This window comes from Microbacterium sp. zg-Y625 (assembly GCF_030246925.1).
In the GTDB taxonomy this organism is placed as follows: domain Bacteria; phylum Actinomycetota; class Actinomycetes; order Actinomycetales; family Microbacteriaceae; genus Microbacterium; species Microbacterium jiangjiandongii.
The window spans coordinates 2134087-2159094 of sequence record NZ_CP126740.1; the positions used below are offsets into that span (position 1 = coordinate 2134087).

Consider the following 25008-nt stretch of genomic DNA (forward strand, 5'->3'; position numbering starts at 1 on the left):
CATGTACAACACATGTTGTCCACCGTTTCATCCACAGGACGCCAGATTGGTCGAGGCCCGTTGAGCCGCTGAATCACGCGGGTCGCCCGACGCCGCACGACATCCATCCACAGGCAGCACGCTACGGACCCCCTCCGACATCGCACATGCTGTGGACTCGCCCGCCCGGCGTGTCGCCGCGTGTCGCGGTAGCGTGGATACACGTGGCGGGATATCGGGACCTTCTGCGCAGTCCGGGCGTGGCGCGCATCATGGCGGCGCAGCTGACGGCGCGCTTCCCCAACGGCATGACGAGCCTGGCGGTCCTGCTGCACATCGAGCACGTCACCGGCTCCTACGGCGCCGCGGGACTGGTGCTGGCCGCCACGTCCGTGGGGCAGGCGGTTGCCGGCCCGATCACGAGCCGGTGGATGGGCCGCTGGGGCATGCGCAAGGTGCTGACCCTCACCACGGCCGTCTGCGCCGTCATGCTGACCACCCTCGCCTTCGTGCAGACGGTCGTTCCGGTCTACATGCTGCTGGCGCTGGTGGCCGGCCTGTCCACGCCGCCGGTGCAGCCGGCGGTGCGCACGATCTACCCCAAGATGGTCACCTCGCGGCAGCTGACACCGCTCTTCTCGCTCGACGCGTCGCTGCAGGAGATCATCTGGATCATCGCCCCCGTGCTCATCACCTTCATCGCCACGCAGGCCGGCACCGTGCCGGCGCTGGTGTGCATCGTGGTGATCCTGCTCGCCGGCTGCGCGTGGTTCATCCTCTCCCCCGAGGTCGGGCGCGTGCGCATCCCCCGCAGCCGCCGCAAGCTCGGCAAGGTGCTCACCCGTCCCGCAGTCGTCCTGGCCACGGCGACCGGGTTCCTCCTGATCGGTGCCGCGGCCGCTGTGGAGGCGGGCGTCGTCGCCACCTTCGACCATGGCGGCCTCGAGGCCGGCCTGGTGCTCGCGGTGTTCTCGGTCGGAAGCCTCGCCGGCGGTCTCGGTTTCGGTCACATCCCGATCGGCCGCTGGGCGATGGCGCGCCGCTTCGCGATCGTCGCGGCCGGCCTGTGCCTGGCGATGGTCTCCCTCGACGTCTGGTGGATGGGCGGCTCACTGCTCATCGCCGGCGCGGGTGTCGCCCCCGCCCTGGCCGTGATGTTCGCCATGACGACGGCGAGCGTGAAGTTCAGCGACACGGCCGAGGCGTTCGGCTGGGTCGGCACGGGTCAGCTGATCGGCTCCGCCGCGGGGTCGGCGACGGCCGGGTTCCTCATCGACGGCGTGGGGCCGCAGGGCGCGTTCGTCGCCGGCGCCCTGTTCGCCGTGGCCGGCGTACTCGTCTCCATCGTGTTCGTTCGAGGCTTCCCCGACCTGCGCGGGCGCGACGCGAGCCCCATCCCCGACACCGAGCCGGTACCCGTCATCACCTGACGCGCGAGGCGGCACCGCCTCACGCCGCGATGCGCGCCAAGAGGAACAGCACGGCCTGCGCATACGCGTCGGCGGGCTCGGGATGCCGGAACCGGTGGCGGGCCGCGTCGACCTCGATCTCCACCTCGTAGATGTCCGGAAGCCGCACGAGCGCGCGGAAGGCGCCCCGCAGCATCTCGCGCAGCTGCGCCTCGGACGGCAGCCACAGCGCATCGCCCAAAGCGACGGAGTCCAGCGCCCACTCCGTGGTGCCGTTGAAGGCCAGCAGCGTGCCGGTCGGATAGCTGCGCGCCTCGATCGTCATGTCGCTGACCGTGAAGACATCGGCCTCGAACTCGGGCTCGTCCAGCTGGAAGCGGTCACCCGAACGCGGCCGCCAGCTGAGTCCCGCGGCGCGCAGTTCCCGCGCCATGTCGGTGGAGATCACCTCACCATGATCCCCCGCCGCAGCGCCGTCGGGGCGGCGGGAATCGGTCGGACCTCGAGCCCGCCGCCAGACCTAGGCTGGGGGCATGCCCTCCCCCGTCACCCTGCCCCGGTACTCGTGGGGCGAGCCGACGTCGTCCCGCCGCGTCCTGCTGGTGCACGGCCTGGGTTCCAACGGCCCGCTCATGTGGCTGTACGGCACGGCGCTGGCGGATGCCGGCTGGCACGCGACCGCCGTGGACCTCCGTGGCCACGGCGTGGCACCGCGCGCCCTGGACTACACGATCGCGGCGTACGCCGCCGACATCGCCGCCATCGCACCCGACGGCGCCGCCGCGTGGGACCTCGTCATCGGCCATTCCCTCGGCGGGGCCGCCGCCACCGTCGCGGCAGCGGACCACCCGGACTGGACCCGCCGGCTGATCCTCATCGATCCCGGCATCCTGCTCGCCGGCCACGACCGGGCCGTCGTGCGCAACAGCCAGATCCGAGCCTTCGCCGACCCGACGGAGGCCGCCGTGCGGGCGGAGCACCCGACGTGGCATCCGAACGACGTCGAGCTCAAAGCGCTCGCGGCCCGCCAGGCCAGCCGCTGGGCGGTCGAGCAGACCAGCGAGCAGAACGGCGTGTGGGACGTGCGCCGGGATGCGGCGCGGCTGGGCGTTCCCACCCACGTCATCGCGAGCGACCCCGACGTGTACTCGATCTTCACCGGCGCCGTCGTCGACGACGTGCTCGCCAACCCGCAGGTCACCATGTCGGTCGTGACCGGTGCCGGCCACTCGCCGCACCGCGACAAGCCCGCAGACACACTCCGTCACCTCAGGGAGGCCCTCACATGACCGCTTTCGACCCCGCGATCCTGTTGCCGGACGAGCTGGTCGAGCGCATCCGCGCGCGAGCAGCCGGGCACGACAGTGACAACACCTTCCCCCACGACGACCTCGCCGACCTGGCGGCGGCGGGCTATCTCGCCGTGCTCGCCCCGACCGAGCTGGGCGGCAGCGGCCTCGGGCTGCGCGAGGTCTCGCAGCTGCAGCAGCGCCTCGCGGGCGCCGCGCCCGCGACAGCGCTGGCGGTGAACATGCACCTGGTGTGGACCGGCGTCGCCAAGGTGCTGCGCGACCGCGGCATCCACGATCTCGATCATGTGCTCGAAGGCGCGGTGGCCGGGGAGATCTACGCCTTCGGCATCAGCGAGGCCGGCAACGACCTCGTGCTTTTCGGCAGCGACACGGATGCCGCGCCGCGCCCCGACGGCGGGTACGCCTTCACCGGCATCAAGATCTTCACCTCGCTCGCGCCGGTGTGGACGCAGCTGGGGCTGCACGGCCTCGACACGACCTCGCCGGACGCGCCCCGCCTGGTCTACGGCTTCGTGCCGCGCAGCGAGGAGCAGGAAGGTCGCGTCGTGACGCGCGACGACTGGGACACCGTAGGCATGCGGGGCACGCAGTCCCGCACCACGGTGCTGCACGGGGCGGTCGCTCCCGCCGACCGCATCGCGCGGCGCATCCCGCCCGGGCCCAGCCCCGACCCCCTGGTGTTCGCCATCTTCAGCGTCTTCGAGCTGCTGCTGGCGTCGGTGTACACCGGCATCGCCCGGCGAGCGCTCGAAGTGGCCGTCGACACGGCGGGCCGGCGGCGCTCGAAGAAGACCGGGCTCACCTACAGCCAGGATCCCGACATCCGCTGGCGCGTCGCCGACATGGCGCTCGCGTACGACGCGCTCCCCCCGCAGCTCGACGCGCTCTGCCGCGACGTCGACGAGCAGGCCGACCACGGAACGCGCTGGTTCTCCCTGCTCGCCGGCGTCAAGCACCGTGCGGTCACCACGGCCAAAGCAGTCGTCGACGACGCGATGCTGGTGGCCGGTGGCTCTTCGTACTTCGCCGGCGCGGAGCTCGGCCGGCTGTACCGCGACGTGCTCGCCGGGCTTTTCCACCCCTCCGATCCGGAGTCTGCGCACGCGACGGTGGCCACCGCCTGGCTGGGCCCGCTCGGGTGACCCTCATGCGAGGATGACGGCATGCCCCGCACCCCCCTCGCCGCGCTGAGCCCCGCCGACCAGGAGCGCCGGCGCGCCCTGCGGCGGATGAAGGCCGTCGCCCTGGGAGCGCTGCTGTTCATGGCGGTCGTCTTCGCCGTGTCGTTCCCGCTGCAGGCCGACGTGCCCTGGCTCGCCTACGTGCGGGCGGCGGCCGAAGGCGGCATGGTCGGCGCGCTGGCGGACTGGTTCGCGGTGACGGCCCTGTTCCGGCATCCGCTCGGCATCCCCATCCCGCACACCGCGATCATCCCGAGCCGCAAGGACGAGATCGGACGCACCCTCGGGGAGTTCGTCGAGACCAACTTCCTCTCCACCGAGGTCGTGCGCACCAAGCTGGAGTCGATGAGCGTGTCCCGCCGCCTCGGCGAGTGGCTGGCGCGGCCCGAGCACGCCGCGCGCGTCGCGGACGAGGGATCGGCGATGGCCGCCGGCGTGCTGCGCGCCCTCAGCGACAGCGACGTGCAGGACCTCATCGCCGACGTCGCCCGCGAGCACCTCGTCGAGCCGGACTGGGGGCCGTCCGTCGGCGGGTGGCTGTCGCGTCTGGTCGACTCGGGAGCGCATCACGGCGCGGTGGACATGCTGGCGGACTCGCTCGGGGTCTGGCTGGAGGGCAACCGGTCGTCCTTCGACGGCCTCGTCTCCAGCCGCCTGCCGTCCTGGGTTCCCTCGATGGTGCTCCGGATCATCGACGACACGCTGTACAAAGAGGCCCTCTCGTTCGTCCGGGACGTGCGCGGCGACCCCGACCACGCCGCGCGGCGCGCGGTCGACCAGTACCTCACCCGGCTCGCCGACAGCCTGCAGAACGACCCCGCGACGATCGGCCGCTTCGAGGACGCCAAATCGGGGGTCTTCGACTCCCCGCGGGTGCGGGAGCTGGCCGCCGAGGCCTGGGACACCACGAAGTCGGGACTGCTGCGCTCCCTCTCTGACCCCGACAGCGGCCTGCGCGCGCGCATGACCCAGGCCCTCATCGACGCCGGCACACGGCTGTCGACGGACACCGCGCTGCAGCAGCGCGTCGACGGCTGGGCGACGGATGCCGCCGTCTTCCTGGTCGACCGGTACCGGCACGACATCGCCTCGATCATCACCGAGACGGTCGAGCGCTGGGACCCCGTCGAGACCACGGAGAAGATCGAGCTGATGGTCGGACGCGACCTGCAGTACATCCGGCTGAACGGCACCGTGGTGGGTGCTCTGGCAGGCCTCGTCATCTTCACCATCGCGCATGCACTGGTGGGCTGACTAGCCTGGGCGCATGGGCGACACGGTCGAGCTGCTGTTCAGCTACGGCTCACTGGAGGGCGGCGAGCTGCAGCTCGACACGTTCGGGCGCGTCGTGCACACCGAGACCGACGTGCTGCCGGGCTACACGACCTCGTTGACCCGGCGGCCGGACCCCCGCATCGCCGAGCGCATCGGGCCCATCACGCAGCGCGAGCTGCGCCGCACCGGAGACCCGCGCGACAAGGTCATCGGCACAGTGCTGCGCCTCAGCGAGGCTGAGCTGGATGCCGCCGACGATCTGGTGGGCCCACCCTTCTATCGCCTGCCCGTGACGCTCGAGAGTGGTCGCGGCGCATGGGTGTACGTGGTGGCGGCGCCGTGATCCGCCTCGCGCTCGTGCGTCATGCCAAGAGCGAGTGGGGCTCGCCGGGGGTCGCCGACCACGACCGCGCGCTGAACGAGCGCGGGCTGCACGACGCGCCGGTCATGGCCGCACGCCTGGCCGACAGCGGCTTCGTGCCCGATGCGATCGTGACGTCCACCGCCCGGCGGGCCCGCACCACGGCCGCGGCGTTCGGCGAGCGCTTCGGTGTGGAGCCCGTGCTGCGGCCGGGGCTCTACGGGGCGCCCGCCGAAGAGCTGCTCGAGGCCGCCGTGCAGCAAGGCGCGCCGTCGGTGCTGGTCGTCGCCCACGACCCCGGCATGAGCGTGCTCGCCGCACGGCTGTCGAACGATTCGATCGGCCACATGCCGACCTGCGCGGTCGCCACCTTCACCTGGCGCGATCAGGACGACTGGGAGGTCGCGGACGCACTCGATCCCGACGAGTGGACGTTCGACTCGCCGCGGTGAGGACCGCGCGCCGGGCCGCCATCGCGCTGGACCGCGACGGCCGCGGCGTCGACACGCTCACCAGCGCGGGGTGTATGTCGGCCGCAGGCGTGGTCGGCCGCCGCTGCGATCGTCTGCCTGCAGATCGCGACGGCCCCCTGAGCAGGCGGGTCCCCACCGCCTGCGGTCGGGAGCAGGCGCGAAGATCCTCGTGCGCGCCTGAGCTCCGTCAGTCCACCGGTGCGACGCGGCCGCCGGTGAGGGCGACCAGCTGATCGAAGGTCAGTGGGAACACGGTGTGCGGCGTGCCGGCGGCCGCCCAGATCTCGGGATACCCCGCGAGCATCTCGTCGACGACCGTCGACAGCGGGGCGGGGTGGCCGGTGGGAGCCACGCCGCCGATCGCCTGACCCGTGGCATCCCGCACCTGCTGAGCCGTGGCGCGCTCGATACGCTGCCGGCCGAGCCGGGCGGCGAGCGCTGCGGTGTCGACGCGGTGCGCGCCGCTGGTCATCACCAGCAGCGGCTCGCCGTCTGACCAGAAGACCAGGCTGTTCGCGATCGCGCCGACCTCGACCCCGACGGCTGCGGCGGCCTGCGCCGCAGTGGCCGCGGCATCCGGCAGCACGACGATCTCGCCCGGGATGCCGGCAGCCCGAAGCGCCGCGTGCACGAGCATGCTGCGAGGGGGCAGGTGCGCTGTCACGCCCCCCACTCTAGAGTCAGCCCATGGACGACCTGTTCGACGTCGACAAGCCCGCCCACGCCATGGCCCGCACGCGTCTGAGTACGGACCTCATCGCCTGGCTCGTGACCACCACCACCGAAGGGCGCCCGCACCCGGCCCCGGTCTGGTTCTTCTGGCACGACGGTGTGCTCACGATCCTCAGCGAACCGGACACCCTGAAGGTGAAGCACCTGCAGCGGGGATCGCAGGCCGTCGTGCACCTCGACTCGGGCGGGGCGTTCGGTGACGACATCGTCGTGCTGCAGGGCGACGTGCGCCTCGAGCCGAAGGGCGCGGAAACCTGGCTGGAGCAGTTCCGCGAGCCGTACGAGGCCAAGTACCACCGCGCGATCGCGGCCTACGGCATGCCGCTGGAGCAGTTCGGTCGCACGTTCTCGACGCGCATCGTGTTCACCCCGACGCGGCTGGTGGCCTGGGGAGGCTGAGCCGGGCCTCGAACCGGCGGCACTGAGTGATGCACAATGGGGGCAGGATGCCGCAACGCCGCGGCTCCGGGAGTGCAGCCCACAAGGCCCGCCGAAAGAGGAACGCGATGACCACCGCCCTGCCCTTGCCCGATGTCACCCACGAGCGGGTGGAGGTGATCACGGGGCGACGGAGCGGTCTGTTCCTCGTCGTCGCCCTGCACTCCTCGGTTCTCGGTTCCGCCCTCGGCGGCGCCCGCCTGTGGACCTACCCGCACTGGAGCGACGCCCTCGGCGACGCCCTGCGGCTGTCGGCCGCGATGACCCTGAAGAACGCCGCGGCCGGGCTCGACGCCGGCGGCGGCAAGGCGGTCATCGGACTCGAACCCGACACGGTGCTCGACGGGACGCGCCGCCGGGACGCCTTCCTCGACCTCGGCGACGCCGTGGAGTCACTCGGCGGGCTCTACCGCACCGCGGAGGACGTCGGCTCCACCACCGACGACATGCTGGTGGTATCGGAGCGCACCGCCCATGTGGTGGGCCTGCCCGACGCCGTCGGCGGATCCGGCGAGCCGGCCGGCCCCACGAGCCTGGGCGTCTACGAGTCGCTGCGCGCCACCCTCGAACGCGTCACCGGGTCCCCCGATGTCGCCGGCCGCCGCATCACCATCTCGGGACTCGGTCAGGTGGGAAGCCGCCTCGCCCTGCGTCTGTCTGCAGAGGGCGCCGCCCTCACCGTCACCGACGTCAACCTCGCCAAGCGGCACCTCGCCGCCGACCTGGGCGCCGCCTGGGTCGATCCCGGCACCGAGCACCTCGTACCCGCCGACGTGTTCGTCCCGGCAGGCATCGGGGGCCTGCTCACCGACGAGGTCATCGACGCCCTGGATGCCACTGCCGTCTGCGGACCCGCCAACAACCCGCTGGCGTCCCACGCCGGGGCGGACCGGCTGGCGGCCCGTGGCATCCTCTACGCGCCCGACTTCGTCGTCAACGCCGGGGGCGTCATCTATCTGGACTCCGCGGCGAAGCATCTCGGCACGCGCCCGCAGATCTTCGAGCGGGTTGCGGGCATCGGCGACACGCTGCGCCGCATCTTCGACGAGGCCACGGCGAGCGGCATCACCCCGCTGGCCGCGGCCGAAGAGCTGGCCGCGCAGCGCCTGGCGGCAGGGTCCCGCGAGACCGCTCTGACCTGACCCATCGGGGTCTTCCTCGGCGCCGCCGGTCGTGACAGGGTGTGCCGCATGAGCGCATCGGGTACGAACGGCGGCGCCGCGAAGAGCGGCGGCAGCGCCCTCGCGTCACGGCTGAATCGCCTGCGCGCGGGAGTGCTCGGGGCGAACGACGGCATCGTGTCGGTCGCGGCGGTCGTGGTCGGCGTCGCCGGCGCCAACGCGCAGTCGTCGCACGTCATCACGGCGGGAGCTGCGGCGCTCATCGGCGGTGCCATCTCGATGGCCGTCGGCGAGTACGTCTCGGTCAGCAGCCAGCGCGACACCGAGCGCGCGCTGATCGAACAGGAGAAGCGCGAGCTGCGCGACATCCCCGATGATGAGCTCGAGCAGCTCACGACGGTCTACCGAAACCGCGGACTTTCAGATGCCACGGCGCGGCAGGTGGCGCAGGAGCTGACCGAGCAAGACGCACTCGGCTCGCACCTCGAGGCCGAATACGCGATCAGCCGTGAGGGGGTCGTGAGCCCCTGGGCTGCGGCGTTCACCTCCGGCATCGCGTTCGTGCTGGGCGCGATCCTGCCCATGGCGGCGATCCTGCTGCCGCCCGCCGCCTGGCGGGTGCCGGTGACATTCATCACCGTGCTGATCGCGCTCGCGATCACCGGCGCCGTCGCCGCCCGCATGAGCGGTGCACCGGCGCTGCGTGCGATGACCCGCACGGTCGTGGGCGGCGCACTGGCCCTCGGCGCGACATGGGCGGTCGGCCTGCTGCTGGATTCCACCGGCGTGGTCTAGCGCGACCCCGCGCAGGGCCGCCTCTCGCCCGCCCGCGTGCACAACGTCGCCGATTCGGGCGCGGACCCCCGGTTCCGCGGCCTGACGCGGCCCGGCCGGTACGCCCTGCCGACGTTGTGCACGCCCCGCTGTCGCCGCCGCGGCGCGCCGGGCGCGGCGGTGGGCCCACACCCACCGCGTGCGGTGGGTCCCGGTGCGAGTGGGCCGGCGCGGCCCGGCCCGATCCCGCGTGCACAACGTCGCCAGTTTCGGCGGGAAGAACCGGTCCCGGGGGCCGAAAGGTCCCGGCCATTACCACCTGCCGACGTTGTGCTCGCCGAACGCCCGCGCCACCGGCGCGGCAGCGGCCCGCGCCACCGGCAGCGGCGCGGGCGCGGCAGCCGCCCCGCCGCCCCGCGCCCCGCGTCAGTCCAGCGCCACCGTGGCCGGCGTCTCGAGCCGCGCGGAGGTCACCTCGGTGCGCATGGGCACACGCCCCGCACCGACGAGCACCTGCGCGTCGGGGTGCGGCGGCAGGATCTCGATCGCGATGCGCTGCGCTCCGCGCCGGTCGTGCGGCGCGATGCGCCACGGCTCTCCGCGGTAGATCGCATCCGACAGCAGCCGGTCGCCGACCCAGGCGCGTGCGACGTCGCCCTCCCAGTCGATGACGAGGGTGCCCTCGGCGTCGTCGGGGAGGTCGAGGGCGATCTTGGCCGCCCCGCTCCAGTCGGTGGGAATCGACGCGCGCCCGTTGGGGGCGGCGTGCCGCTCGGGCGGCGTGCCGGCGGCGCGCACGGTCGTGACAGCGACGTCGGCACGCCGCGGCGCCGCCGAACCCACGGCGATCCAGCCGTCGGAGGTCAGCCGCTGCACCTCGCCGCCGGCGAACAGCTCCACGCGGTCCGGGGCCACGACGCCGTCGGCGAGCACGAGTTCGTCGCCGCGCACGCCCAGGCGCAGACCGTCGGCCTCGCTCAGCACCAGCACCCGCGCGACGACCTCGCCACCGATGACCAGCTCGGAAAGCACTCCGGGGCCATCCAGCTCAGCCGGGCGCACCTCGGCGTCGACGTCGAAACGGGCGGGGATGCCATCGGTCGCCGTCAGCACCAGCAGCGGCGCCCCGCGCCAGGTCACCTGCGTCAACGGCTGCGCCGTGGCCCAGCGCACCGTGACTGACCCGACGCGCAGCCCGAACGGCCAGACGAACGCGGCGCCGGAGGGGATGTCCACGGCGGGGAACTCGACCTCGCCGGCATCCGTCGTCACGCCGAACGCGACGCCGTCGTGGGCCGGCAGGGTGATCCCCGGCTGGTGGTTGACGACGAACACGAAGCCCGCTGAGCCGTCCGAGCGCACCGACCAGCGCAGCCCCTCGGCATCGGGGGCGACCGGAGCGTCGTCGGGGAACGATGCCGGCATGTCCGCCAGCAGCGCGCCCCACTGCTGCAGCAGGTGGTGCTGGCGGCGCAGGCGGTACCAGCTGGCCCGCGGCATCCCGTCGACCGTCAGCGGCGCACCGAAGTCGTATGAGATGTCGGTGAAGTCGTTGGGCTCGCCGTTCGCGTGGGCCTCCTGCAGTCCGGTGCGCGGATTGCGGCCGTCGGAGAACATGTAATAGCCCTGCCAGACGCTCCCCGACGCGAGCTTGGCGAGCGTCAGCGCGTCGACGTCGTCGGCGGTCACGATCGGACGGCGGTGGTAGGCGGCGACCATGCCGGCGCCGATCTCGCAGGTCGCGAACGGCAGGTCGTACTCGCGTGCTTCGCCCGGCTCGCCGGTGCGGTGGTCGGCGCCGATGCCGTCGTCGTCGCGACGCGCCGACGGGTAGAAGTTGCTTTCGCTGCGGAGGTCCCGGGTATCAGAGGCCTCGATCCAGAACGAGTCGGAGTACCCGCCGAACACCGGCAGCACGTCGTCAGGCAGATCGGCCGCGCCCCAGCCGGTGGCCACCCACAGCGGCGCCGAGAAGCCCACGCGCTCCGCGAGGGCGCGCAGCGTGCTCAGGTGCTGCGGCTGGTCGTAGAGCTCGTTGTCGACCTGAATGGCGAACAGCGGGATGCCGCGCACCTGCTCCTCGAGCAGGGTGTACCAGCGCTCCACCTCGGTGAGGTAGGCGGGGTCGTCGGTGCGGACGGCCATGCCCGACTCCGCGATCCAGTCCGGTAGGCCGCCGTGGCGGCTCTCGGCGTGCGCGTAGGGACCGATGCGCAGCACGATTTCGAGGCCCTGGCCGCGAGCGGCGCGCAGGAACGCGGCGACGTCCAGGCCGCCCTCGAACGAGACCTCGCCGCGCACGGGCTCGTGGTGGTTCCACAGCACGTATGAGGCGACGTGCGTGATGCCGGCGGCGCGGACGCGGCGCAGGGTGTCGTCCCACTGCGCCCGCGGCAGCCGCGAGAAGTGCACCTCGCCGGTCAGCGGGAAGACCGGCGCACCGTCGACGAGCACGGCGCGATTGGTCACGGTGACCGCCCCGGAGCCCAGGTCGGTGCGGTGGGACACCTCGGGCGCGCGGACGTGGAGGGAGTTCGTGGGGGGCACGGCGGACCTTTCGTGGGGGCGCTCCCAGTCTACGGAAACCGCGCGTGAAGCGCCGAAAAGGGACCATTGAATCGTCCAGGTCTGACACGACATTCGACATGCCTGCGCACGTAGAGTCGGTGGGAAATCTCGGGTTGCGCCATATCCGAGAGGATCCACGAGCACATGCGAGGGAGCATTATGTCCATGAATCAGCCACAACGCCGCAGGCGGGTTCTTTCCGCCGTGGCCATCGGCGCGGCAGGGGCGCTCGCGCTCTCGGGCTGTGCCGGCGACGCCGAAGGCTCGTCCGACGGCCCCGTCGAGATCACCTTCCAGTCCTGGGTGCCGAACATCGACCAGGTCGTGGACGCTTTCAACGAAGAGCACGACGACATCCACGTCACCCTCGAGACGATCACCGCCGGGCCCGACGGTGGCTACGCCAAGATGCTCTCCGCGGTGCAGGCCGGCAACCCCGCCGACGTCGCGCAGGTCGGCTACGACTCCATCCCCGACTTCCTCATCAACGACGCCCTCGAGGACATCACCGACTACGTCGGCGACTCCGCCGACGACTTCGTGCCGTGGCAGTGGGAGACCGGCGTCTTCGACGACCGCGTCTACGCGGTGCCGCAGGCCTCGGGCCCGCTCGGCCAGTTCTACCGCAAGGACATCTTCGACTCGCTGGGCCTTGCCTACCCCACCACGTGGGACGAGTACTACGAGGCCGCGAAGGTCATCCGTGCCTCCGACCCCAACCGCTACATCGCGGCGTTCGCCTTCAACCAGGCACCGTGGATGATCGGCCTCGCGCAGCAGGGCGGCGCGAACTGGTTCGACACCGAGGACGACGCGTGGGTCGTCGACATCGACGGGGATGCCACCATCAGCGTCGCCGAGTACTGGCAGAAGCTCATCGACGAGGACCTCGTCAAGATCGAGGCCGACTTCTCCAGCGAGTGGAACGCCGACATCCAGAACGGCAACGTCGTCACGTGGATCTCGGGCTCCTGGGCAGACGCCATCCTGCGCGGCACGGCTCCCGACACGGCCGGCTCGTGGGCGGTCGGCCCCGTGCCGCAGTGGAACGCCGGCGACAACGTCTCGGCCACCTGGGCAGGCGGCTCGGCAAGCGTCGTGCTGAAGGGGTCGAAGAACCCCGAGGCCGCGGCGGAGTTCGTCCTGTGGATGAACTCCGACCCCGCCAGCGTCGACATCCTCACCTCGGTGGGCGCCGGCTGGCCGGCCATCGCCGACACCAGCGAGGTCGCGTCGCTGCAGGAGGACCCCGAGGTCTTCGCCTTCTACGGCGGTCAGGACATCTGGGACGTCTTCGCCGAGTCGGATGCCGCGGTCGACACCTCCTGGAAGTGGCCGCCGCTGGCATCCACCCTCTTCGCGTCGCTGACCGACAACGTCAAGGCGGCCGTCGATGCGGGCACCCCGATCGCGGATGCCTACCGCAAGACCCAGTCCGACGTCGTGAACGCGCTCGAAGAGCGCGGCATCACCGTCAAGTGACCCCCGGCGGGGGGAGGGACCGACGTCCCTCCCCCCGCTTCTCATTCCTCGCCGAAAGCACCCCATGAGCACCCTCGTCCCCCGCCGCACCCGGCGCCGCCCTCGCCCGGCGCTGTGGGCGCTGCTGCTGCCCTTCGTCGTGATGTTCGCGCTGTTCTTCATCGCGCCGATCATCTACGCCCTGGTGCAGAGCATGTTCGCCACCAAGAGCTCGGGACTCGGCCTCGGCCGCCCCGAGACGGTCTTCGTCTTCTTCGACAACTACGCCCGCGCCCTGAGCGATGCCACCTTCGTCGAGAGCCTGGGCCGGCTGCTGCTGTTCTCGGCGATCCTCGTTCCCCTGATGGTGATCACGGCGCTGGGACTGGCGCTGCTGCTGGACTCCGGCCGCGCCTGGGGCGGCAAGTTCTTCCGCGTGCTCTACTTCGCCCCCTACGGTGTGCCCGGTGTCGTGGCGACCCTGCTGTGGGGCTTCCTGTACGTGCCCGCCACGAGCCCCATCCTCCAGATGCTCGAGGGCATCGGCGTGAGCATCAACCCGCTCTCCGGCGACAACGTGCTGTTCGCCATCGCCAACATCGCCCTGTGGGGCTTCGCGGGCTACAACATGATCATCCTGATCTCCGCCCTGCACGCGATCCCCTCCGAGCTGTACGAAGCCGCCCGCGTCGACGGCGCCTCGGCGTGGTCGATCATCCGGAACATCAAGCTGCCGCTGGTGCGGCCCTCGCTGATCCTCGTGACGGTCTTCACCGTCATCGGCACCCTGCAGCTGTTCGTCGAGCCGCTCGTGCTGCGGCCGCTGACGACGGCCATCAGCTCGACCTTCACCCCCAACCTGGCCGCCTACAACCAGGCGTTCGCCCAGGGCAACCCGAACCTCGCCGCCGCCATGGCCGTCATCGTCGCCGTGCTCGGCTTCGCGTTCTCGTTCGGCTTCCTCCGCCTCGTCAACCGAAAGGGGAACCGCGCATGGTGAGCCCAGCTCGTCCCGCATCGCGCGTCGCCCCCAGCAGCGTCGCCGTCAACGTCGTCCTCTTCGTCGCCGCGATCTACTTCGTTCTACCGCTGGTGTGGGTCGTGATCGCCGCGACGAAGTCGCCCGGCGACCTGTTCGCCACCTTCGGGCTGTGGTTCTCGGACACCCCGCAGGCGTGGGAGAACCTCACGCGGCTGTTCACGCAGGACGGCGGGGCCTTCACCCGCTGGGTGCTCAACAGCGTCGTGTACTCCGGCGTGGGTGCCGCCGTCGCCATGGTCATCGCGAGCGCGTGCGGCTACGCCATCGCCAAGTACCGCTTCCGCGGCCGCGAGGCGCTGTTCTCGGTGATCCTCGGCGGCGTGCTGGTGCCGGCGACGGTCATCGCCCTGCCGCTGTACTTCCTGCTCAACACCGTGGGCCTCACCGGGTCGTACTGGGCCGTGCTGCTGCCGAGCATGGTGAGCCCGTTCGGGGTGTACCTCGCCCGCATCCACGCCAACGCCAGCGTCCCCGACGAGATCATCGAGGCGGCGCGCCTCGACGGCGCCGGAGACCTGCGCATCTTCGGGTCCATCGCCTCGCGCATGATGATGCCCGCGCTCGTGACGATCTTCCTCTTCCAGTTCGTCACCATCTGGAACAACTACCTGCTGCCGCTGGTCATGCTCAACGACACGCGCACGTTCCCGGTGACCCTGGGCCTGACGCTGTGGAACTCGCAGACCCAGCGCGACCCCATGTTCTACCAGCTCGTGGTCACCGGCTCCGCCGTGTCGGCGATCCTGCTGGTCGCGCTGATGGTCGCCCTGCAGCGGTTCTGGCGCGCCGACCTCACCGCCGGCGCCACCAAGGGCTGAGGCCCGGGCCGGATCAGCCCTTCCGCGTGCTTCGGTACGTGGAAGGGCTCATTCCGTGCGTGCGGCGGAACTGCCGGGAGAAGTAGAACGGGTCATCCATCCCGACGGCGCGGCCGACCTCGGCCACCGGCAGGTGCGTGGTGTCGAGCAGCCGCCGCGCGCGCGCCATCTTCTGCGCCAGGTGGTAGGCCAGCACTCCCCCGCCGGTGGCCTCCCGGAACAGCGCCGCCAAGTGCGACGTCGACACCCCCACCATCGCCGCCAGATCAGGCACCTGCACGCGGCCGTCGACCCGCTCCTCGAGGTAGCGGATGGCGCGCTCGAGCGGGGTGCCGTCCTCGGGCAGCGCACGGTCGACGGCCAGCTGCGTGAGAAGGCGCCAGGCCATGCCGGATGCCGCGAGCAGCCGGGCGGGAGTGGTGTCGCGCTCGAGCGACGTGGCGATCTCGTCCAGCAGCGCCGTGGCACGGTCGACGGCCCGCAGCGACATCGTCACCTTCGCGGCGCTGACCCCGGCGGCCTCGAGCAGCTCGGGAACGTCTGTCCCGCGCAGGTGACACCACCAGATCGTCCAGGGGTCCTCTGCGTCGGCGCCATACGAGTGCGGCACCCCGTTCGGGATCACGAGCGCCGTGGAGCTGCCGATGCGCGTGTGGACGCCGCCGATGTCGATCCAGCCCTTGCCGGCGACGCACACGATGACGATGGTCTCCGGAGCGCCCGCGGGCCGATGCCGGGCATGGCCGTTCGCCTGCGGAAAGTGACCGGCGTCGGTGACGACGATGCGCCGGGTGGCGGGTCGGCTGAGCGCGGCATCCACCAGGGGATACGGCACGACGCTCATGCGCTGGTGATCGAATCCGTCGCGGCGCTCCATTCCTTCATCCTGGCATGCGCAATCGTCGGATCGTCCATCCGCACCGATCAATCCGCCATGGCGGGGCGCCCGACGGGACCCTAGATTCGGCAGGGTGACCCGAGACGAAGACGCCCCGAGCCGTATCCAGCTCCCCGCAGCCCCCGCCGACCAGCAGCTCATCCTCGACGGCGGAGGCGTGGCGTGCTGGAGCGAGCCGGTGCAGATCGACACCTATGAGGCCGGCGAGCCCGACCGCTACCCGCTGTTCCTCGACCGCCGCGTCTACCAGGGTTCCAGCGGACGCGTCTACCCGCTGCCCATGACCGACCACATCGCGCACGAGAAGCACCCGCGCCAGTGGCAGGCGATCCACCTCGAGAACGCGTCGGTGCGGCTCATGCTGCTTCCCGAGCTCGGCGGACGCATCCACATCGGCTACGACAAGGTCGCCGGGTACGACTTCTTCTACCGCAACAACGTGATCAAGCCCGCCCTCGTGGCCCTCGCCGGCCCCTGGATCTCGGGTGGGGTCGAGTTCAACTGGCCCCAGCACCACCGGCCGGCGACCTACCTGCCCGTCGACAGCCGCATCGAGCGCGAGGATGACGGCGCCGTCGTCGTCTGGCACAGCGACCTCGATCCGCTGCAGCGGATGCGCGGCGTCCACGGCATCCGCCTGCGGCCGGAGTCCTCGCTCATCGAGCTCGAGGCAAGGCTCCACAACCGCACCGACGTGCCGCAGACGTTCCTGTGGTGGGCCAACGTCGCCGCGCGCTCGCACGAGCAGTACCAGTCGTTCTTCCCCGACGACGTCGCCTACGTCGCCGACCATGCCCGCCGCGCCATCACCGCCTTCCCCCGCGCGGACCGCCCGTACTACGGCGTGGACTACCCCGCCCTGGCCGCCGAGCGCCCCGACGCCGACCGCATCGACATCTACAGCAACATCCCGGTGCCGACGTCGTACATGATCACCGACACCGCGGATTCGTTCTTCGGCGGCTACGACCACGCCGCCGACGCCGGATTCGTGCACTGGGCCGACCGCGCGATCTCGCCCGGCAAGAAGCAGTGGACGTGGGGCGACGGGCCCATCGGCCGCGCGTGGGACGCTCAGCTCACCGATGACGACGGCCCCTATGTCGAGCTCATGGCCGGGGTCTACACCGACAACCAGCCCGACTTCTCGTGGCTCGCCCCCGGTGAGACGAAGACCTTCTCGCAGTTCTGGTTCCCGATCCACGCCATCGGTCCGGCACGGCAGGCGACGACGGATGCCGCGGTCTCGCTCGCCCCGCACCCCGACGGCGCTCGCGTCGGGGTCATCGCCACCCGGGTCGTTCCCGACGCCGTCGTCACGGTGGAGACAGCGACAGGCGGCATGGCGCGGTGGACCTGCACCCTCGGACCCGGCGCCCCGACCGTGCGGGAGGTCTCCGTTCCCGAGCACGAGGTACGCGCCATCCGCGTGCGCGACGCCGACGGCCGGGAGCTGGTCACCTGGACCCGCCGCGACCAGACCGCACCCGAGCCCTGGGTCGCCGAAGCGCCGGATGCCGCCGAGGCCCTGGCATCCACCGACGAGCTGAACCTCACCGCGCAGCACCTGCTGCAGTACCGGCATCCCTCCCGGTCAGCCGTGCCGTATCTCGAGGAGGCGCTGCGCAGGGACTCGGGCGACACCCGCGCCGCGACCGCGCTCGCGGCCTGGTACCTCGCGCGAGGCCGCTATGAGGCCGCGCACGCCCTGCTCAACACCGCCGTGGCGCGCCTGACCCGCCGCAACCTCAACCCGCGCGACGGTGAGGCGCACTACCTGCTCGGCCTGGTGCTCGAGCGCCGCGGCGAACGGCAGGCCGCCGACGATGCCTTCGCGACCGCCGGGTGGCTGGATGGGTGGCGCGTGCCGGCGACCCTCGCGCGGGCGCGGCTGGCCCTGCGCGCCGGACGGGCGGACGACGCCCTGGAGCTCGCACGCAGCATCCCGCATGTGCCCGAGGCCGCCCGCCTGCGGGTGCTCGCCCTGCGCGGGCTGGGCCGCCACGACGAAGCGGCCGCCGCGCTCTCGCACCTCTCCGACGCCGATCCGCTCGACGCCGCGACCCGGGCCCTCGCCGGCGACCGCATCGCCGTGGACCCCCGCACCGCGCTCGACGTCGCCGCCGAGTTCGCGCGCGCCGGCGCCTACACCGAGGCCCTCGCGGCCACGGCACAGCCTGCCGCCCCGGCACCGGCGGCGTTCGGCAACGCCGAGCCGATGCGCCACCTGCTGCGGGCGGTGTGGTCCGCCGCCGCAGGCGACGAGGCCGCCGCGGCGGACGAGCGGGCGGCGGCCGCGGCAAGCGCCCCCACCCGGGCGTTCCCCGCAGGCCTCGACCAGTTCGACGCCCTCTCCGCCGCGATCGCCGCCGAGCCCGAGCACGCCGTCGCCCGCGCCCTGCGCGGCATGTGGCTGCTCGACGCCGGCCGCGCCGACGACGCGCTCGGAGACCTGCGCGCCGCCACCGCCGCCGGCACGGCCGACACCGTCGCGTGGCGCAACCTTGCACTGGCGATCATGCAGACCGGCGGCTCCCCCACGGAGGCGGATGCCGCGTACGCCCATGCCCTCGACCTCGCCGTCGACGCGCGCCTCGTCTTCGAGCGCGACCTGCTGGCCCAGGTGCGCGGTCTCACCCCCGCCGAGCGCCTCGCGCTGCTCGAGGAGCACCCCGACCAGCTGCACGAGCGTGACGACCTCGCTCTCGTGCACGCGACGCTGCTGCTCGACACCGAGCGCGTCGACGAGGCCTGGAACCTGCTCACCGGGCGGGTCTTCCGGCCCTTCGAGGGCGGTGAGGGCCGCGTGATCGCCGCCTTCGACCGCGCCTCGTGCGTGCGCGCCCGGCGCCTGCTCGCCGCGGGAGACGCGCAGGCCGCGGCGGCGCTGCTGTCGGACGGGCTCGTGCCTCCGGCATCCCTCGGCGAGGGCCGCCACCCCGCCGTGCCGCAGGCTGAACGGCTCGTGCTGCTGGGTGACGCCCTCGCGGCCCTCGGCGACGCGGCGGGCGCGCGGCGGGCCTGGGCCGATGCGCGCAGCGGCACCCCGCTGGCGGTCGCGCCACGACCTGCCGACGAGGCGGATCACTGGATCGGCACGGCGCACCTGCGCCTGGGCGAGCACGACGCGGCCGAAAAGGTGTGGGTGCGCCTGGAGCAGCGGGCGGCAGAGCTCGAAGCGGCCAAGGATGCCGTGGACTACTTCGCGACGTCGCTGCCGGAGCTCCTCGTCTTCGACGTCGACACCGCCGCCGCCCGCCGCGCCACCGCGGGCCGGCTGCGCGACCTCGCCCGGCACGGCCGGGCCGCCGCATCAGGAAGGATCGAAGCATGACCGAGCGCTACCTCGGCTCCGCCGCCACTGCCGTGGACGAGAGCTCCCTCACCGCCGAGATCCCCGCCCATCTGCCGCAGCGGCTGACCATCACCCTGTGGGACTTCTCCTGGTACACCCAGGCCGGTCCCGGGCAGCCGTACGCCGACCTCGAGGGCGCCGTGGCCGATGCGGCATCCCTCGGGTACAACGCCATCCGCATCTGCGCGGCGCCCCTGCTGCTCTTCGGTGGGCTGGGGCTGGAGGAGCTCGCCGAGGACCTCGAGATCGAGGGTCTCGGGGCTGCTGCCACCGGGGGCTACTACGGCCAGCGCACCCGCTGGTACGACACTCCCGGCGGCTACCGGCTCGACCTGCGGGCGCACCTGCTGGCCCTCTTCGAAGCCGCCGCGCGCCACGACATGGTCGTGATCCTCGCCAGCTGGGAGTACCAGCAGTCGCCGGCGTTCGCGGCATCCCCGCGCTGGTTCGAGGCGATCGACGCCGTGCCGCTGGCGGAGCGATACGACGTGCTGGCATCCGCCTGGGGACGCATGCTCTCATGGCTGACCGCGCACGGCCACCGCGAGCGCATCGCCCTCGTCGAGCTGCACAACGAGGTCGATTTCTCGGTCCTCCCCGACATCGCCGCCGACGGCGCCGCGGCCGTGGCCCGCCTGCGGGCGGAGAATCCCGACCTCTTCGTCACCGCCAGCTACGGCAAGCCGCCGCACCTGGCGATGCACCGCGTGCCCGAGGCGCTCGGAGCGGCCCAGTGCCACGTCTACTCCTACGGGGTGCTCGACGCGCTGCAGCAGCGGATCGACATCCGCTCGGAAGGCACGGCAGGATTCCCCAACGCCGTGCTGCGTTCGCTCCTGCGCGCCGACGCGCCCTCGCCGAGCGACTACGGCCGGCCGGCGGACTGGAAGCTGCAGGCCACGGTCATCACCGACCAGATGGTCTACGGCTACGACTGGGTCGATGCCGCAGCGTGGGACGACTGGCTCGAGGAGCACTACCCGCCGTATGCCGAGGTGATGAGCCGCGAGATCGCTTCCCGGGTGATTGCGATCGCCGCGTGGGCTCGGTGGCGGTCGGTGCCTGCGATCGTCGGCGAGGGGTGGGTCGGCTACACCCCGCTGCGCGGCGGCTTCGAGGAGGGCGATGTCGGCCGCGCCCTCGCCGAGCACGGCGTGCGCACGGCCCTCGACCACGGCGTGTGGGGCGTGGTGCTGTGCTCGAACGCGGCACCGCACCACCCGATGTGGCAGCTGCGGGAGTGGCAGCAGGCGCTGAACGCCGAGATCCTCGCCGCGCGGCCCTGACGCCGCGGCATCCAGGACGTGAAAAAGCCCCCGGTGACGGGGGCTTTTTTCGGTGGACCTGAGGGGATTCGAACCCCTGACCTCTTCATTGCGAACGAAGCGCGCTACCAACTGCGCCACAGGCCCGTGAACCTCAGAAAGACTATCACGGCCGCCGGGCCGGTCCGCACGCCGGCGACCCGCGGACCGGTGCCGTGACTCCTCGAGATTCGGCGCCCTGGGCCCCGGCCCCAGCGGCCTCGGCCCGGTTGCACCCCACCCCCGTGCACAACTCCGCAAGAATCGCCGCCACGAAGCCTGAACGGCCCGTCGGCGGCTGTCTCGCCCGGTTCTTGCGGAGTTGTGCTCGCCCGGGGCGAGTGAGCCGCGCGGCCTACTGCCCCGACGCGCGGCGGAGCAGCAGATCCCGCACGTGCGCCTCGATGTCGGCGTCGGCGGACGCCGCGGTGCCGGTGAAGGTGCGCGCGGCGCGGGCGGCGACGATCGACGGCGGGGCGGCGCGCTCGGCGCGCTCCCGCATCGACTCCTCCAGAGCCGCCTGACGCAGCGCCTCGTGCGCGGCAGCGGCATCCAGGGCGACCGCGGCACGCGAGCCGGTGGATGCCGTGAGCGGCCGGGGCAGCTCACGCGGCGTCCAGGCGCGTTCGTCGACGAGCGAGACGTCCTGCATGTGCGCCGTGGCGACCTGACGCACTTCCGGCGCCACCGCGGCGGCCGCCACTCCACGCGAACGCACGCGCGCCATGCGGTGCAGCAGCAGTCCCGAGGCGGCGACCACCGCTCCCCCGACCCACAGCAGCGTCTGAGCGCCCCACAGGACCAGTTCGACGGCGCCCCATCCGGCGACCAGCAGCCCGGCGAAGCCGATGATCGTGGTCACGAGCCGCGCGCGGCGACGCGCACGCGCGCGCCGGGCGGCCGGCAGTGCGCGGGCTGCGGCGGCCTGGGCGCGGGCGCGCTCGCGGGCCGCGGCCGCATCGGCGCGAGCGGTCTCGGCCTCGGCGCGGGCACGCTCGCGGGCAGCCTCGGCCTCGGCGCGTGCCTGCTCGGCGGCCGCCTGCGCCTGCTCGCGCGCGACGTCGGCTTCGAGGCGGGAGAGTTCCTTGGCGGTGGCGGCGTCGACGCGCGCTTTCTCACGGGCGAGGGCGAGCTCGGCGCGCGCCATCTCCAGTGAGGCGCTGGCGCGCTCCGCCTCGACGCGCTTGGCGAGTCGCTGCTGGGCGAGGGCGGTGCGGGCGTTCAGCTCGAGCCGCACCTCTTCGGGCGCCTCGCTCGTCTCGGCCAGCACGCGCATCGCCCGGCCGAGGCGCAGCGCGTTGCGTTCCGCGGCCTCGTACTGATGGCGGCTGTGCCACGACGGCAGCAGATACACCAACCACAGCCCCACCGCGACGGCGACGATCACGCCGCCGCCCAGTACCTGCCCACCCATGCCGACCACGGTATGCGACCCGGGCCCCGCGAACCCGCGCATCCGCGCGCGTGTCGGACTCTGTCCTTCAACAAGAAGGTGAAGTTCAGCCGGAAATGCGGTCCGCGGGCGGGATGACCGCCGCATCCTGCGGCGCAGCACCGTTGACCCAGCGCCGGAGCACACCCTCGGGCACCTCTTCGCGCACCAGCGCGAACGCGTAGTGATCACGCCAGTCGCCGTCGATGTGGATGAACCGCCGCCGTAGCCCCTCGTACCGGAACCCCAGCTTCTCGACCACGCGCAGGCTCGCCGCGTTCTCGGGCCGGATGCAGATCTCCATGCGGTGAAGCCCGAGCTCGAAGAAGCACACGTCGGTCGCCATCGCCACGGCGGTGGGCGTGATGTTGCGTCCCGCGAACCGCTTGCTCACCCAGTACCCGATGGTGGCCGACGCGAGCGAGCCGCGGGCGATCCCCCACACGTTCAGCTGCCCGGCGACCTCGCCCGCGTGCTCCATGACGAAGGGCACGCCGAGCCCGTCGCGATACTGCTGCAGAAGACGCTTGACGCCCAGTCGCATGTCGAAGGACGTCGGCCCGTCAGGACTCGTCGCCTCCCAGGGCCGCAGCCAGGCGCGGTTCTGCATGAGCTCGTTCTGCAGGGTCCGCGCATCGCGCGGCCGAACGATCCTGATCGAAATGGGACCGTGTTCGCGAGGCGACAGTTCCACGCATCCCCCCTCGGCGCGGCGTCAGAGCTTGGCCGCGAAGTCCTTGAGCCAGGGACGCAGCTCCGGACCGAGGTCGTCCCGGTCGCTCGCCAGCTGCACGATGGCCTTGATGTAGTCCACCCTATCGCCGGTGTCGTACCGGCGCCCACGGAAGACGACACCCCGCACGCCGGGGCCCTCCGGGTCCGTTGCGAGCTCCTGCAGCGCGTCGGTCAGCTGGATCTCGCCGCCCTTGCCCGGCTGGGTGTGCTCGAGGATGTCGAAGACGCTCGGGGCGAGCACATAGCGGCCGATGACGGCGTAGTTCGAGGGGGCATCCTCCGCCTTCGGCTTCTCGACGAGGCCGGTGACCCGCACGATGTCGTCGTCGTCCGTCGGCTCGATCGCCGCGACACCGTACATGTGCACGTGCGACGGCTCCACCTCCATGAGCGCCACGATGGCGGCGCCGGTGCGCTCGTGCTCCTCCATCATGCGGGTGAGAAGAGGATCGCGCTCGTCGATGAGGTCGTCACCGAGCAGCACCGCGAAGGGGTGCTCCCCCACGTGGCGACGCGCGCGCAGCACGGCGTGGCCCAGTCCCTTGGGGTCGCCCTGGCGCACCATGTGGATGTCGGCGAGGTCGGTGGACTCCTCCACCTTCTTCAGCTTCTCGGTGTCGCCCTTCGCGCGCAGGCGCTCTTCGAGCTCCGGCATCTGGTCGAAGTGGTTGGCGATGTTGTTCTTGTTGCGCCCGATGATGATCAGCACATCCTGGATGCCGGCCTGGGTCGCTTCTTCCACCACGTACTGGATCGCGGGCTTGTCCACCACGGGCAGCATCTCTTTGGGCATCGCCTTGGTGGCGGGCAGGAACCGGGTACCGAGTCCGGCCGCGGGAATGACGGCTTTGAAGGGCTGAGGCATGTCGCCAGTGTATCGGTGACGCCCAATGCGCCGGGACATGCCCTGGTGCCGCCTAGAATCGAGTCCATGTCCGACGGCATAGATGACGCGAAACGCGCCCTGCGCGCGGAGCTGCGCGAACGCCGGCAGCAAGCCAGCGACCAGGCTCGTGAGACGGCTGAAGAAGGGGTGCGCGCCCAGCTCGACGCCCTGGTGGCCCGCACCGGCGCCCGCTCGCTGTCGTGCTTCCTCTCCACCCCGACCGAACCGGGCACCCGCTCGTTCGTGAACGAAGCGGTGCAGCGCGGCATCCGGGTGCTCCTCCCCGTCACCCGCACCGACGGACTGCTCGACTGGGCGGTGGCCACGCCCGGCGGCGACGTCACCGACGGTCTTTTCGGCCTGCCCGAGCCCGTCGGCGAGCTGCTCGGCCCCATCGCCGTCAACGACGTGGACCTGCTCATCATCCCGGCCGCCGCGGTAGACCGCTCCGGCATGCGCCTGGGCTGGGGGCGCGGATACTTCGACAAGACGATCGGGTCGATGGAGCGCTGCCCGCCGGTGTACGCCGTGGTGTTCGACGCGGAGGTGCTCGACGAGGTCCCGCGCGACGTCCACGACCAGCCGGTGACCGGCGTCATCACCCCCACCCAGACCCTCGTGCTCGCGCACGACCGGCAGTGATCCCCCCAAGAAAGCAACACCATGCCCACGTACGCGTACGCCTGCAAGCAGTGCGGCCACCGCTTCGACGCCGTCCAGTCCTTCACCGAGCCTTCGCTGACCGAGTGCCCCGAGTGCGGCGGCACCCTGCGCAAGGAGTACGGCCAGATCGGCGTCACCTTCAACGGTTCCGGCTTCTACCGCACCGACTCCCGGGCCGCCGCCGGCGGCGCCGGCAGCGGCAAGAGCGACACGAAGAAGGATGCCGCCTCCAGCTCATCGTCTACCGCGACGACCTCTTCTTCGTCATCATCGTCTTCAGGGGCATCCGCCTCCCCCGCCTCGGCGGGTTCCTGACCGGCGTGGCCGGCGAGACGAAGGGAGTCCTCTTGATCAAGGGCTTCAAAGATTTCATCATGCGCGGCAACGTCATCGATCTGGCCGTCGCGGTCGTCATCGGCGGCGCGTTCACCGCCCTGGTGAACGCAGTCGTCAGCAGCATCATCACGCCGATCGTCGCCCTGTTCTATCAGGAGAACGCGGACGGCATCGCGGGCCCGACCGTCACCGGGATCTACGGCCAGGACGTCACCTTCCCGATCGGTGATCTCATCAGCGCGGTCATCAGCTTCTTCGCGGTCGCGCTGGTGGTGTACTTCGTCTTCGTCGTTCCGATGAACCGCTGGAAGGAGCGTCAGGCCCGCAAGGCCGGCGTCGACCAGGGCCCCGAGGCGAAGCTGCCCACCGAGCAGGAGCTGCTGATGCAGATCCGCGACCTGCTCGAGCAGAACGCGTCGACTCGGCCCTAGGGGCGCGCCGCCGTCCCCGCACG

At 71.8% G+C, this 25008-nt stretch carries 24 protein-coding genes and 1 tRNA gene; 17 read left to right on the plus strand and 8 right to left on the minus strand.

Annotation, left to right across the window (positions count from 1 at the left end):
- Nucleotides 1-203: 203 nt before the first annotated feature.
- Nucleotides 204-1409 (plus strand): MFS transporter, encoded by a 1206-nt coding sequence (locus tag QNO14_RS09810; protein ID WP_257496168.1) that lies wholly within the window; start codon nucleotides 204-206, stop codon nucleotides 1407-1409.
- Nucleotides 1410-1428: 19 nt separating this feature from the next.
- Here QNO14_RS09810 and QNO14_RS09815 read toward each other — a convergent pair whose 3' ends face one another.
- Nucleotides 1429-1836, minus strand: coding sequence for a pilus assembly protein CpaE (locus QNO14_RS09815; protein WP_257505110.1), 408 nt, complete (start codon nucleotides 1834-1836; stop codon nucleotides 1429-1431).
- An 85-nt stretch (nucleotides 1837-1921) separates the two neighbouring features.
- On the opposite strand from QNO14_RS09815, the gene QNO14_RS09820 reads away from it, so the two are divergent.
- From QNO14_RS09820 to QNO14_RS09840, 5 genes are read left to right on the plus strand one after another with little or no spacing between them, the layout of a single operon-like run.
- The gene (locus tag QNO14_RS09820; RefSeq protein ID WP_257505111.1) at nucleotides 1922-2677 is read left to right on the plus strand and encodes an alpha/beta fold hydrolase; all 756 of its coding nucleotides are present in this window, start codon (nucleotides 1922-1924) and stop codon (nucleotides 2675-2677) included.
- Nucleotides 2674-3843, plus strand: a complete 1170-nt coding sequence (locus QNO14_RS09825; RefSeq protein ID WP_257505112.1) for an acyl-CoA dehydrogenase family protein — start codon at nucleotides 2674-2676, stop codon at nucleotides 3841-3843. Before QNO14_RS09820 ends, QNO14_RS09825 begins: the two co-directional genes overlap by 4 nt.
- 21 nt (nucleotides 3844-3864) lie before the next feature.
- Nucleotides 3865-5136 carry a DUF445 domain-containing protein gene (locus QNO14_RS09830; RefSeq protein ID WP_257496172.1) on the plus strand — a complete coding sequence of 424 codons (1272 nt, stop codon included), beginning with the start codon at nucleotides 3865-3867 and terminating at the stop codon, nucleotides 5134-5136.
- A gap of 13 nt (nucleotides 5137-5149) precedes the next feature.
- On the plus strand, nucleotides 5150-5500 hold the full coding sequence (locus QNO14_RS09835) for a gamma-glutamylcyclotransferase family protein (RefSeq protein WP_257505113.1): 351 nt from the start codon (nucleotides 5150-5152) through the stop codon (nucleotides 5498-5500).
- Entirely contained in the window at nucleotides 5473-5970 is a 498-nt protein-coding gene (locus QNO14_RS09840) for a SixA phosphatase family protein (RefSeq protein ID WP_306814627.1), read from the plus strand. Before QNO14_RS09835 ends, QNO14_RS09840 begins: the two co-directional genes overlap by 28 nt.
- A 208-nt stretch (nucleotides 5971-6178) precedes the next feature.
- On the opposite strand, the gene QNO14_RS09845 is transcribed toward QNO14_RS09840, so the two are convergent.
- The gene (locus tag QNO14_RS09845; RefSeq protein WP_306814665.1) at nucleotides 6179-6628 is read right to left on the minus strand and encodes a YbaK/EbsC family protein; all 450 of its coding nucleotides are present in this window, start codon (nucleotides 6626-6628) and stop codon (nucleotides 6179-6181) included.
- Nucleotides 6629-6678: 50 nt separating this feature from the next.
- Between QNO14_RS09845 and QNO14_RS09850 the strand changes: the two genes are divergently transcribed.
- The 3 genes from QNO14_RS09850 (at nucleotide 6679) to QNO14_RS09860 (ending at nucleotide 9077) form a co-directional block, all read left to right on the plus strand.
- A complete protein-coding gene (locus QNO14_RS09850) occupies nucleotides 6679-7122 on the plus strand; it encodes a pyridoxamine 5'-phosphate oxidase family protein (protein WP_257505115.1) in 444 nt (147 codons plus the stop codon).
- A 107-nt stretch (nucleotides 7123-7229) separates the two neighbouring features.
- Nucleotides 7230-8303 (plus strand): Glu/Leu/Phe/Val dehydrogenase family protein, encoded by a 1074-nt coding sequence (locus QNO14_RS09855; RefSeq protein ID WP_257505116.1) that lies wholly within the window; start codon nucleotides 7230-7232, stop codon nucleotides 8301-8303.
- A 48-nt stretch (nucleotides 8304-8351) separates the two neighbouring features.
- On the plus strand, nucleotides 8352-9077 hold the full coding sequence (locus QNO14_RS09860) for a VIT1/CCC1 transporter family protein (protein ID WP_257505117.1): 726 nt from the start codon (nucleotides 8352-8354) through the stop codon (nucleotides 9075-9077).
- 405 nt (nucleotides 9078-9482) lie between these two features.
- Here the strand turns inward: QNO14_RS09860 and QNO14_RS09865 are convergent, their stop codons facing one another.
- Nucleotides 9483-11603, minus strand: coding sequence for a beta-galactosidase (locus tag QNO14_RS09865; RefSeq protein WP_257496180.1), 2121 nt, complete (start codon nucleotides 11601-11603; stop codon nucleotides 9483-9485).
- Between the two features lie 186 nt (nucleotides 11604-11789).
- On the opposite strand from QNO14_RS09865, the gene QNO14_RS09870 reads away from it, so the two are divergent.
- From QNO14_RS09870 to QNO14_RS09880, 3 genes are all read left to right on the plus strand, one after another.
- On the plus strand, nucleotides 11790-13106 hold the full coding sequence (locus tag QNO14_RS09870) for an ABC transporter substrate-binding protein (RefSeq protein ID WP_257496181.1): 1317 nt from the start codon (nucleotides 11790-11792) through the stop codon (nucleotides 13104-13106).
- A gap of 64 nt (nucleotides 13107-13170) precedes the next feature.
- Nucleotides 13171-14085 carry a carbohydrate ABC transporter permease gene (locus QNO14_RS09875; RefSeq protein WP_257505118.1) on the plus strand — a complete coding sequence of 305 codons (915 nt, stop codon included), beginning with the start codon at nucleotides 13171-13173 and terminating at the stop codon, nucleotides 14083-14085.
- Nucleotides 14079-14945: a carbohydrate ABC transporter permease gene (locus QNO14_RS09880; protein WP_257505119.1), complete on the plus strand. Its 867-nt coding sequence runs from the start codon at nucleotides 14079-14081 to the stop codon at nucleotides 14943-14945. Before QNO14_RS09875 ends, QNO14_RS09880 begins: the two co-directional genes overlap by 7 nt.
- A gap of 13 nt (nucleotides 14946-14958) precedes the next feature.
- Here the strand turns inward: QNO14_RS09880 and QNO14_RS09885 are convergent, their stop codons facing one another.
- On the minus strand, nucleotides 14959-15822 hold the full coding sequence (locus tag QNO14_RS09885) for an AraC family transcriptional regulator (protein ID WP_257505120.1): 864 nt from the start codon (nucleotides 15820-15822) through the stop codon (nucleotides 14959-14961).
- A 94-nt stretch (nucleotides 15823-15916) separates the two neighbouring features.
- On the opposite strand from QNO14_RS09885, the gene QNO14_RS09890 reads away from it, so the two are divergent.
- A complete protein-coding gene (locus QNO14_RS09890; RefSeq protein ID WP_257505121.1) occupies nucleotides 15917-19177 on the plus strand; it encodes a DUF5107 domain-containing protein in 3261 nt (1086 codons plus the stop codon).
- Nucleotides 19174-20484, plus strand: a complete 1311-nt coding sequence (locus tag QNO14_RS09895) for a cellulase-like family protein (RefSeq protein ID WP_257505122.1) — start codon at nucleotides 19174-19176, stop codon at nucleotides 20482-20484. Before QNO14_RS09890 ends, QNO14_RS09895 begins: the two co-directional genes overlap by 4 nt.
- Before the next feature lie 53 nt (nucleotides 20485-20537).
- Here QNO14_RS09895 and QNO14_RS09900 read toward each other — a convergent pair.
- From QNO14_RS09900 to galU, 4 genes are all read right to left on the minus strand, one after another.
- A tRNA-Ala gene (locus QNO14_RS09900) sits at nucleotides 20538-20610 on the minus strand.
- Between the two features lie 247 nt (nucleotides 20611-20857).
- Nucleotides 20858-21916, minus strand: coding sequence for a SepX/GlpR family protein (locus tag QNO14_RS09905; protein WP_257505123.1), 1059 nt, complete (start codon nucleotides 21914-21916; stop codon nucleotides 20858-20860).
- A gap of 85 nt (nucleotides 21917-22001) precedes the next feature.
- Entirely contained in the window at nucleotides 22002-22628 is a 627-nt protein-coding gene (locus tag QNO14_RS09910; RefSeq protein WP_257505124.1) for a GNAT family N-acetyltransferase, read from the minus strand.
- A gap of 21 nt (nucleotides 22629-22649) precedes the next feature.
- Nucleotides 22650-23534 (minus strand): UTP--glucose-1-phosphate uridylyltransferase GalU, encoded by an 885-nt coding sequence (gene galU / locus QNO14_RS09915; protein ID WP_257495657.1) that lies wholly within the window; start codon nucleotides 23532-23534, stop codon nucleotides 22650-22652.
- Between the two features lie 66 nt (nucleotides 23535-23600).
- On the opposite strand from galU, the gene QNO14_RS09920 reads away from it, so the two are divergent.
- Genes QNO14_RS09920 through mscL form a run of 3 tightly spaced genes read left to right on the plus strand, consistent with a single transcriptional unit; the run spans nucleotide 23601 to nucleotide 24985 of the window.
- Nucleotides 23601-24197 (plus strand): 5-formyltetrahydrofolate cyclo-ligase, encoded by a 597-nt coding sequence (locus QNO14_RS09920; protein ID WP_257505125.1) that lies wholly within the window; start codon nucleotides 23601-23603, stop codon nucleotides 24195-24197.
- 21 nt (nucleotides 24198-24218) lie between these two features.
- Entirely contained in the window at nucleotides 24219-24533 is a 315-nt protein-coding gene (locus QNO14_RS09925; RefSeq protein WP_257505126.1) for an FmdB family zinc ribbon protein, read from the plus strand.
- A gap of 32 nt (nucleotides 24534-24565) precedes the next feature.
- Nucleotides 24566-24985, plus strand: a complete 420-nt coding sequence (gene mscL, locus QNO14_RS09930; protein ID WP_257505318.1) for a large conductance mechanosensitive channel protein MscL — start codon at nucleotides 24566-24568, stop codon at nucleotides 24983-24985.
- Nucleotides 24986-25008 lie beyond the last annotated feature (23 nt).